We start from the raw sequence: 9,820 nt of genomic DNA, 5'->3' as shown, positions 1-9,820 counted from the left end.
CATCGACGAGTTCGACAAGATCGCGGGCCGGAGCGACGCGTCGCGCGGTCCGGACGTGTCGCGGCAGGGCGTGCAGCGCGACATCCTGCCCATCATCGAGGGCTCGAACGTCAACACGAAATACGGCATGGTGCGCACCGACCACATCCTTTTCGTGGCGGCCGGCGCCTTTCACGTCTCCAAGCCCTCGGACCTCATTCCCGAGCTGCAGGGGCGCTTCCCCATCCGCGTGGAGCTCGACTCGCTCAGCGACGAGGACTTCGTGCGCATCCTCACCGAGCCCGAGAACGCGCTCACCCGCCAGTATGCCGCGCTGCTCGATACCGAGGACGTGACGGTCGAGTTCACCGGTGACGGAATTGCGAAAATCGCCGATGTGGCGGTCAAGGTGAACGCCGGAACCGCCAATATCGGGGCCCGGCGCCTGCACACGATTCTCGAGAAACTGCTCGAAGAGGTCTCCTTCAGCGCCCCAGAGCGCAAGGGGGAAACCATCCGCATCGACGCCGCTTACGTCAGCGACACCCTCTCCGGCATCGTCCAGGATGAGGACCTCTCCCGGTACATCTTGTAATTTCAGCTAGTTTGGTCCAATAATCGCCCTTTCCGGGGCCCGGAAGGGCCCCGAATTTCTTTTTGTGCGAGGCAGGCGATCGTGGTGGTCGAACGCTACATCGAAAAAGCCAAGGTGCTCCTCGAGGCGCTTCCTTATATTTTGCGCTTCCGGGGCAAGATCTTCGTCATCAAGTTCGGCGGGGCGGCCATGGTCAAGGAAGAGCTCAAGTCGAGCTTTGCCGAGGACATCCTGCTTCTGCACCTGATCGGCATTCACGTCGTCGTCGTCCACGGCGGCGGCCCGGCCATCAGCCGCCAGCTCGAGCGTCTTGGCGTCCAGAGCAACTTCGTTCAGGGCATGCGGGTCACCGATGCCGAGACCATGCAGGTGGTCGAAGAAGTGCTCGTGGGCCGCGTGAACAAGAACATCGTCTCGCTCATCAAGAAGCACGGCGGCAAGGCCGTGGGCATCTCCGGCAAGGACGGAGGTCTGATCACGGCCAAGAAGATGGAGCTGGCCCCTGCGCCCGACGGAACCCCGGCGGGTGACCTGGGATTCGTGGGTGAGGTCGCACACCTCAATCCCGAGATCCTGCACACCCTTGCACGCGGCGGGTTCATTCCCATCGTCGCGCCCGTTGGCGCCGATGATCAGGGCAATACCTACAACATCAACGCCGACGTGGCGGCCGGTCAGCTCGCTTCCTCACTGGAGGCCGAGAAGCTCATCCTCATGACCGACGTTGAGGGCGTCAAAGACAAGGACGGCAAGATCTACTCGCGGCTCACCGCGCGCGAGGCGGAGGCCGCCATTGCCAACGGCATCATCGGCGGCGGGATGATCCCCAAGGTGCAGTGCTGCATCAAGGCGCTGCGCGAAGGCGCGGGCAAGGGCCACATCATCGACGGCCGGATTCCCCACGCCACGCTGCTGGAGATCTTTACCGACATGGGTATTGGGACCGAGATGTTTCTGGCGGGACGCTCGGCGAGCGTCGCCCCGACCAACGTCGCTGATGGGGGTAGCTCGTCATGAGCAAGAGCGCCAAGTCCGGACTCAAGCCGGGTTCAAAGAGCAGGTCCATTTCGCGGCGGGCGCAGAAGGTTCTTTTTCCCAACTACGGCCCGCGCGATCTCGCCTTTGAGAAGGGCGAGGGCAGCTACCTGATCGACGCCGACGGCAATCGCTACCTCGATTGCCTGAGCGGCATCGCCGTGACTTCCCTGGGACACGCCAACCCGGTCGTGGCGAAGGCCATTGCCGATCAGGCGGCCACGCTCGTTCACACCTCGAACCTCTACCTCATCGAGCCCCAGGTGAAGCTGGCCGAGCTGCTGACGAAGAACTCATTCGCCGACAAGGCGTTCTTCTGCAACTCGGGCGCCGAGGCGGTCGAGGGCGCTATCAAGCTGGCGCGGCGCTGGGGCACGACGAACAAGGGTAAGAACTGCACAAAGATCGTCGTGGCCGAGGGCGGCTTCCACGGCCGGACGCTGGGCGCGCTCTCTGCAACGCCCAAAGAAAAATACCAGGAGGGCTTTGGCCCGCTGGTCGAGGGCTTCAAGCGCGCGCCCTTTGGGGACATTGCGGCCTTCAAGAAGGCGATTACCAAGAAAACATGCGCCGTTCTCATTGAGCCCATCCAGGGCGAGGGCGGCGTCAACGTGGCGAGCGCGAAGTTCTTCAAGGAACTGCGAAGACTCTGCGACGATAACCGCGTGCTTCTGATCTTCGATGAAGTGCAGGTGGGCATGGGCCGGCTTGGTACGCTCTTTGGTTACCAGCACGTGGGCGTCGAGCCCGACGTGCTCACGCTGGCCAAGGCGCTGGGCAACGGCTTCCCCATCGGCGCGGTACTCAGCCGCGGCGAGCTGGCCGAGCTGATGACGCCGGGCAGCCACGGCACCACTTTCGGTGGCAACTTCCTGGCGACCACGGCGGCGATCGCCGCGTTCGGGCTGCTCTCGAAGAAGAGCACGCTGGCCAACTGCAACAAGCAGGGGACCATCCTGCGCAACGGACTCGAAGAACTGGCCGGCAAGTACAAGGGCCGGATTCGCGAGATCCGTGGCGCCGGTTTGCTGGTGGGTTGCGAACTCTCGGGCGAAGCGGCCCCGGTGCTGCAGGCCGCGCGCGAGCAGGGAGTGCTGCTCGGAACAGCCGGTCCCAAGGTGATTCGCTTTGCCCCCTCGCTTCTGATCAAGACGAGCGAGATAAAGCAGGCGCTCGCCGCGCTCGACAAGGCGCTGGCCGCCACGGCGGAGAGTGCGTGATGGCCAAGCGCGATCTCATTGCCCTGACCGATCTCACGCGCGAGGAAGTGCTGCGCCTGCTCTCGCTGGCGGCCGAGCTCAAGGCCGACCGGGCGGCTGGCCGCGAGAAACCGCGCCTTTCGGGCAAGACCCTCGGCATGATTTTCGAGAAGAGCTCGACGCGAACGCGCGTCTCGTTTGAAGTGGCAATCACCGACCAGGGCGGCCGCGCGATCTTTCTCTCCCACCGGGACATCCAGCTCGGTCGCGGTGAGACCATTCGCGATACCGCGCAGGTCCTCTCGCGCTACTGCCACGGACTGGTGCTGCGCACCAGCGGGCACGAGCGCGTGATCGAACTGGCGCGCTGGTCCAGGGTGCCGGTCATCAACGGGCTCTCCGACTACAATCATCCCTGCCAGATCCTCGCCGACCTGCTCACGATCCAGGAATCCTTTGGCCGTTGCGAGGGGCTTCGCGTGGCCTATGTGGGCGACGGCAACAACGTCGCAACCTCGTGGATCCTGGCCACAGCACTACTGGACATCGACCTGTGGATCGCGACCCCGGAGGGTTTCGAGCCCGACCGCCGCGCCCTCGACGAGGCCGAGCGCATCGGCGGCCCCGGCAAGGTGCACGTCGTCCGCGACCCGGTGGAAGCCGCCAGCGGCGCCCACGTGCTCTATACGGACGTCTGGACCAGCATGGGGCAGGAAGAGGAAGCCGAGCGGAGGCGCAAGGCGTTTAAGGGCTACGCCATCACGCGCGAGCTGCTCTCCCATGCTGATTCGGAGGCCAAAGTTCTTCACTGCCTGCCCGCGCACTGGGGCGAAGAGATAGAAGCGGAGCTCGAGGGCGATCCGCGGCTGGTCATCTTCGATGAGGCGGAAAATCGACTCCACGCGCAAAAAGCGCTATTGGTAGAGCTACTTGGCTGATTTTGTTGAGTGATTGGCTGCGCTAATCTTGGGGGCGACCGGCGGCGGGTGGTTTGAACCACAGGCCGTCCGGGTTGGTGAAGGAGTTGCACGCAGGGGCGATGGAACAGACGATTCCACTTGATGCCATTCCCGTCATGGTGCCGGGCGCCGATTTCAGCAAGCTCAAACTGGGTGCGCAGGAGGGCTTTCTGCTCTCGCGCATCGATGGCATCACGAACGTCAAGGGCGTGTGCGCGGTCTCGAACCTGCCCGAAGCGCAGACGCTCGAACTGCTGACCTCCCTGGCCCAGGACGGCGTCGTCCAGTTCAAGGACAAGTCCGGCGCCCAGCTCATGGTTACCGCGCCCGATACCTCCGGCATCGACTCCGATACCCGCCGCCGCATCCAGGCAATCCACCGTGCCGAGGACCAGCAGAATCCCTACGAGATCCTGGGCGTTCCGCGCGATTCCAAGCTCAAGGACATCAAGCTCGCCTACTACGGGCTGACCGAGCTGCTTCATCCCGACAACTTTTACGGACAGGAAGTGGGCGACTGGGAAGAGAAGATCGACCGGGCCTTCACTGCGGTGACGAAGGCCTACGAAGACCTGAGTGATCCAGATACGCGCGCGAAGATCGACAACCGCCTGAAACTGCTGCTGGGGCCCGACAAAGTCAAGTCGAAGACGGCGGCGAAGTCGAGCGGGCCGAGCAAGCCCAAAGTGACGCGCCAGAACAGCGCCATCTTCCAGGCGGTGAAGGAAAAGATTCAGAAAGCGCGCGAACTGGCCGACGGGGCCGAGCGCCAGCTCCACGACGGCGATTTCATGGGGGCCTATTCCTCCTACAAGCTCGCCTCGACCTACGACCCCTACAACGACGAATACAAGCGCAACCTGGCCATGCTCGAAGGCAAGGTCGGGAAGATTCGCGCCGGCAACGACTTCAAGCAGGCACTGCGCAAAATCGACATGCACGAGACCGACGATGCCATTGATCTGCTGCGCAAGGTGGTCGATGCCGATCGCAGCCATGCGGCTGCCCGCTACGAGCTGGCGCGCCTGCTCATGCCCAAAATGAAGCGCGGTGGCCAGTCCATTCAGCAGGAGGCGCTGGAAATGGCCGAGTCGGCGGCGATCCTGGAGTCTGAAGAGGTTGAGTATCTGATGCTCGCCGCGCAGATTAACCGCGCCCTGGGCGATAGCGAACGGGCCAAGGAGCTCTACAAGGACGTCACGAGGATCGACAAGAAGAATGACGTCGCGAAAAAAGCGCTCAAGGAACTGTAGGCGGAGTCGTGGAGAACGATCATCTCGAAAAACGCCTTGCCGCCTTGCGGGCTGCCCTCAAGGACTCCGACGAGTCGGTTCGCAAGGCTGCTTCGCGCGCGCTTGAAAAACTCGAGGCCTATGCCGATCTCGATGCGCTCGTCGAGCGCTTCCGCGATGGCAACCACGTCGAGAAGATCCGCGTGATCTATGCCTTCGGACGCATTCGCAGCGAGCTCTCACTGAAGGCGCTCGTCTACGCCCTGCGCAGCGAAGACGCCGAAATCAGCACGGCGGCGGCCCGCGCACTTGGCGAGATGCACGATGATCGCGCTCTGGGCCCGCTCACCGAAGCTCTGCAGAGCGCCGATACGACGACCAAGGTGGAAATCCTCTCCGTACTTCCCAACTTCCGCCACCCCAACATTATTGAAGCCATTCGCGCGGGCCTTCGCAGCAAGGACATCGACGTGGTGGACGCCGCCATCCAGGCCCTCGGCAAGGTGGGGGACCGCGATTCCGAGGGCCAGCTACTGATGATTCTGGAAAAAGGACCGCCGCGCCTTCGCCGCTCTGCTGCCGCGGCGCTGGGAGATCTGGAAATCTGAAGGGCGATCATGTGATCGCCCTTTCTCGTTGGAAATCAGCCCACGATTGGTTCATTCGGGGAGTTGTCATTCTGAGGGATGCAGGGCATCCCGAAAAATTGCGTCCACGCCGCCTCTACGCGATCCTTCGCTGCGCTCAGGATGACAGCAGATGGAGAACGTCAGTCAAGAATGACTTCTACTGAAGTCGCGCCGGCTCAGGACTCGCCTTCGGCCGCCAGATACTGGCTCACATCGATGTTGCGCAGGCTGGGATCGATGGTCGCGATGATCGCGCGCGGCGGGCCGTCCTGGCTGGCCAGATCCAGGTTGATCGGCGTGGGCAGGCGGCGGCCCTTGGCGTCGAAGATGAGCTTGACGCGCGGCTCGCTTGGCGCGTCGAGCCGGTTCTCGATCACCACAGCCACCTCGTTGGTGTCGAGCCGTACCACCGAGCCCGGCGGGTAGAGCCCCAGCATGGCAACGAAGCGCTCGAAAAATCCGGGGTCGAGCTTTGTTCCGGCGAGTCGGTCCATGATCTTGAGCGCCTCGAGCGGAGCGGTTGCATTCTGGTACGTGCGAAGCGTTGTGATGGCGTCGTAGCAGTCGGCGATGGCCACCAGGTGCGACATGGGGTGGGCGCTCTTGCCGGGGCCCAGATTCGGATAACCCTGGTGGTCGTACTGGACGTGGTGTTCGAGCGCCGCGCGACCGGTGACGTCGGCGGTGACGCCCATTTCCTGAATCAACTCATAGCTGTGGGTCGAATGGCTTTTCATGACCTCCCACTCGGAGGCAGTGAGCTTGCCGGGCTTGCTGAGCACTTCCTTGGGGATGCGGGTCTTGCCCACGTCGTGAAGCAGTCCGCCCACGCCCACTTCGGTCAGCGTCGGGTCGGTGAGGCCGCAGGCCTTGGCCAGCGCCATGGAGAGCACGCACACATTGACCGAGTGATTGAACAGGTAGTTGTCAAAGCTCTTGATCATGGTGAGCCCGACGATGGCCTGCTCGTTGCGCAGGATGCACTCGGAGACATCGCGCGCGATGTTGTAGGCGCCGTGGGGCTGGGGAATCTGTCCCAGGCGGATCTCACCGAACAGACTGCCCATGTAGCTGATGGCATCGTTGTAGACCCGGTGGGCGTCGGGCACTTCGGGAAGCACGGTCACGTGCCCATCGAGCTTGGCGTCCACCTGCCGGGCGACCCAGACGGCCTTGCCCTCGAGCGCCTGTTTCGAGAGCAGAAGATCGAACAGATAATCCAGATCGGCGGCCGTCACCGAACGCCGCAGGTGGATCGATTTTACTTCGAGCGTGGTGAGCAGTTGCAGCAGGTCTTCCAGGCTGGCACTGAGCTGGTAGAGCGGGTGCTCGTTGAGCACGAGGGTGTCGTCGATGACGCCGACAATGACCTCTGCGAACTTCTCGTGGAGCGGGGCAATTTCAGCGATTAGATGGTCGAGCGATTGCTTGCGGCCGGGGTGGCCCGCCGGATAGAGCTCGCGGGCCTTGGCCGCGCCGGCAAAGCGGCTGAGCACCATTTCTTCGAGTTTCATTGGGCCCCCGCCTGTTGCAGACGCGCCTGCGCGCGGCGCACGGCCGCAACCTGTGCTGCCTGCAGTTTCTCGCTCTTGAGCTTGAGATCGATGAGCCTGCTGAGCACCTGACTGTCGGCGCCTTCGCCGAGCGCGGCGATGGCGGCGCCAAGGAAGTCCTCATCGTATTTGTGACGCCACAATCGCTTCTCACCCACGAACTCCAGCAACCCCTCGCAGGCTTCCTCGCCGCCGATGCGGCCGAGTGTGCGAAAGAGGGCGGTGCGCAGTTCGGGCGTCACGTTGAAGTCGCGCTCCAGGCGCAGCATGTTGAGCAGCACGGGGACGGCGCGCACTTCACGGTAGAGCCCGAAGGCGCGAATGACGTGCCCGCGCGTGGCATCGTCGCTGCTGGGAAGCAGGTCGTAGAGGGCGTTGAGTGCCTCGGCATTTCGGATCTTGAGCAGGGCGCGCACCGCCTCGCTGCGAATCATCTCGCTGCCGCTATGGGTGAGCGCCGCCACGCCCGCAACCGATTGTGGCGGCTTGGCGCGACCCATCACGCGCAGCACCAGTGCGACAATCCCCTCGTCATCCGAAGAGAGCAGGGGGATGAGCTTTTCGGCGCCGCCCGCGCGGTAGAGCGCCTGCTCGATGAGGTTACGCTGGTAGGGCGTCTTAAAGTAGCCGATGCGCTTGATGATCACGTCGACCGCCGCGGGGCCGAGGATCGAGAGAATGCGCAGCAGCGAATCGATCTCGTCGTCGGTGCGCCCCTCGGTAACCAGCTCGGTGAGCAGGCCGCGGATTACCTCGGGCGTGCCGATGGTGCGCAGCGCCCGGTAGGAATACTTCTTGAACTCGACGCCGCGCGCCGGGTCGGAGGAATGGGCCTGCAGGTTCGAGACGATGCGGACGAGATATTCCCAGTCATGCTCGCGCACGAAGTACTGCGCGAGTTCAATGACCAGCCGAACGCCCTCGAAATATTGGTCGGTGTCAGTAGTTTCGTTGAGCAGCGGCAGGATGCGCTCAAGCGCGTCGTGTTGTGGGCTCTGTTGCTCGGGTGCTGCCGCTGCGGGGGGATGCTCGCCCAGCGTGTGAGAGTCGGCAAAGACGTCCGAAGAGTCCTCGACGCTCTCGGGCAGCTCGGGAATCTGCGGCGGGGGTTCCGCGCCCGCGCCGCCCTCTCCGGGCTCGCCGGCCTCGGCGCCCTCGGCCGGCTCGGCCTTTCGGCGCAGTCGGTCGAAGTCCATCTGATTGGCCCAGAGGTGGCGCACGCCATGCTCGGCCAGCAGGTTCTCCATGCCGCCGCGCAGGTAGAGCTCCTCGGGGTCCAGCGCTGCCGCTTCGGCGAAGGTCTGGAACTCGTCGAAGGTGACGCCCGCCAGGAAAATCAGGCGCTTGGTGCGGCGGCGATAGAGGTGCTGACAGAGCGAACGCACCACGTCGCTGTTGGTGCCGAGAACGGTCTCGTTGTAGGTGACCTGGTTACGGCCGATCTCCAGCGAGAGCTCGCCGAAATACTTCGAGGCCTTGGCGATGTATTCGTAACTGGTCTCGTGAATTTTGCTGAGAATGGGGTGGCCGGGCGGATAGAAGCTGACCGCGCGGATGGCCTTGTGCATCTCGGCCAGCAGGGTCTCAAGCGCCTGCTGCAGACGGCGGTCGGGTGCCGTCAGTGAAGTTGCCGATGCCGTGTCCATTGCCTCGCGCGTATCCTTACCGGTCGGTCCCGCCCGGGACTAACCGTGTTTCTTTCGTTGCTCGATGAAGAGCATGCGCAGCTCATAGAGCACGCCGCCGAGCAGGCGCTCTTCTTCCTGGCTGAGATTGCCCTTCGTCTTCTGCTCCATCATAGACAAGATATCGATGGTCTGCTGCGCCATGGGCAGGTGAACCGGAAGCGGCTTGCCGGTCTCGGGATCGGCAACCAGGCCCATGTGCATCGCGGCCGAAGCGTGCAGGCTGAGCACGAAGGTGGAGAAATTCATCTCGGGAATCGGGCCGTGTTCATCCTCGCCATCGCGGGCGACGAAACCCTCGCCGCGCACTTCCTTTTCGCTGCTCTGCTCGGCCGCGTCCTCGGGGGCGCCTTCACGCTGCTCTCCCTCGGGTGTGAAGCGGCGGCTGTCCTTGACGCGAAAACTCGATTTCTCTTCTTCTTCCACTGCTGGCAGTGCTCCCTGATGGCTGCAAATAGCCGTAAATTCTCTCCCGTAGTCCGGTCACGGGTCAAGTCCGGTCATGGATGAGGCAAGCGGGGCACAGAGCGCTCAGACCCCGTTAAACTCCTCGATCCAGCCCAGAATCTCGGGATAGACCTCGCGGGCGGCATGGATGCCCAACACCAGGTCGATGTGCCCGTAGTCGATCTTGTGTCCATGCTCGGTGCCGAAGATGCTGAAGCGCTTTTCCTTGGTGCCGATGATGTCGTAGGCCACCTTGCAGTCGGCCGGCGGGCAGAGCCCGTCGGCAGCGCCGCTGATGACGTGCAGCGGCGTCTTCACGCGCTTTAGATGCTCCACATAGTTCCAGCTTCCGTAGTAGGACCGGAACGAGCTGGTCAGGTACCACTCCTGCATCTGCCGGATGAGGTGGACGGGCAGGTTCTCCACCGCGCGGCGCCCCAGGCGCACCAGATCCTTGCGGTCCATGTTTTCGCCGTTCCAGAGGACCTTGTCGCCGCGCGAAACGAT

At 63.4% G+C, this 9,820-nt stretch carries 10 protein-coding genes; 6 read left to right on the top strand and 4 right to left on the bottom strand.

Annotation, left to right across the window (positions count from 1 at the left end):
* From KDH09_18055 to KDH09_18030, 6 genes are all read left to right on the top strand, one after another.
* Positions 1 to 574, top strand: a 574-nt coding sequence (locus KDH09_18055; GenBank protein MCB0221608.1) for an AAA family ATPase, incomplete at its 5' end; no start/stop codon positions are given.
* Positions 575 to 652: 78 nt separating this feature from the next.
* Positions 653 to 1,591 (top strand): acetylglutamate kinase, encoded by a 939-nt coding sequence (argB, locus tag KDH09_18050; GenBank protein MCB0221607.1) that lies wholly within the window; start codon positions 653 to 655, stop codon positions 1,589 to 1,591.
* On the top strand, positions 1,588 to 2,829 hold the full coding sequence (locus KDH09_18045; GenBank protein ID MCB0221606.1) for an aspartate aminotransferase family protein: 1,242 nt from the start codon (positions 1,588 to 1,590) through the stop codon (positions 2,827 to 2,829). Before argB ends, KDH09_18045 begins: the two co-directional genes overlap by 4 nt.
* Positions 2,829 to 3,746 (top strand): ornithine carbamoyltransferase, encoded by a 918-nt coding sequence (argF, locus tag KDH09_18040; protein MCB0221605.1) that lies wholly within the window; start codon positions 2,829 to 2,831, stop codon positions 3,744 to 3,746. The genes KDH09_18045 and argF overlap by 1 nt, the downstream gene beginning before the upstream one ends.
* 101 nt (positions 3,747 to 3,847) lie before the next feature.
* Positions 3,848 to 5,020, top strand: a complete 1,173-nt coding sequence (locus tag KDH09_18035; protein MCB0221604.1) for a DnaJ domain-containing protein — start codon at positions 3,848 to 3,850, stop codon at positions 5,018 to 5,020.
* A gap of 8 nt (positions 5,021 to 5,028) precedes the next feature.
* Positions 5,029 to 5,607: a HEAT repeat domain-containing protein gene (locus KDH09_18030; GenBank protein ID MCB0221603.1), complete on the top strand. Its 579-nt coding sequence runs from the start codon at positions 5,029 to 5,031 to the stop codon at positions 5,605 to 5,607.
* 197 nt (positions 5,608 to 5,804) lie between these two features.
* Here KDH09_18030 and KDH09_18025 read toward each other — a convergent pair whose 3' ends face one another.
* The 4 genes from KDH09_18025 to KDH09_18010 form a co-directional block, all read right to left on the bottom strand.
* Positions 5,805 to 7,142, bottom strand: a complete 1,338-nt coding sequence (locus KDH09_18025; protein ID MCB0221602.1) for an HD domain-containing protein — start codon at positions 7,140 to 7,142, stop codon at positions 5,805 to 5,807.
* The gene (locus KDH09_18020) at positions 7,139 to 8,827 is read right to left on the bottom strand and encodes a HEAT repeat domain-containing protein (GenBank protein MCB0221601.1); all 1,689 of its coding nucleotides are present in this window, start codon (positions 8,825 to 8,827) and stop codon (positions 7,139 to 7,141) included. Before KDH09_18020 ends, KDH09_18025 begins: the two co-directional genes overlap by 4 nt.
* Before the next feature lie 39 nt (positions 8,828 to 8,866).
* Positions 8,867 to 9,115, bottom strand: coding sequence for a DUF1844 domain-containing protein (locus KDH09_18015; protein MCB0221600.1), 249 nt, complete (start codon positions 9,113 to 9,115; stop codon positions 8,867 to 8,869).
* A gap of 282 nt (positions 9,116 to 9,397) precedes the next feature.
* The coding region (locus KDH09_18010) for a hypothetical protein (protein MCB0221599.1) at positions 9,398 to 9,820 on the bottom strand (423 nt) is incomplete at its 5' end.

It is taken from the genome of Chrysiogenia bacterium, from assembly GCA_020434085.1.
Classification (GTDB): domain Bacteria; phylum JAGRBM01; class JAGRBM01; order JAGRBM01; family JAGRBM01; genus JAGRBM01.
This window is presented reverse-complemented; position numbering and strand designations above follow the sequence as displayed.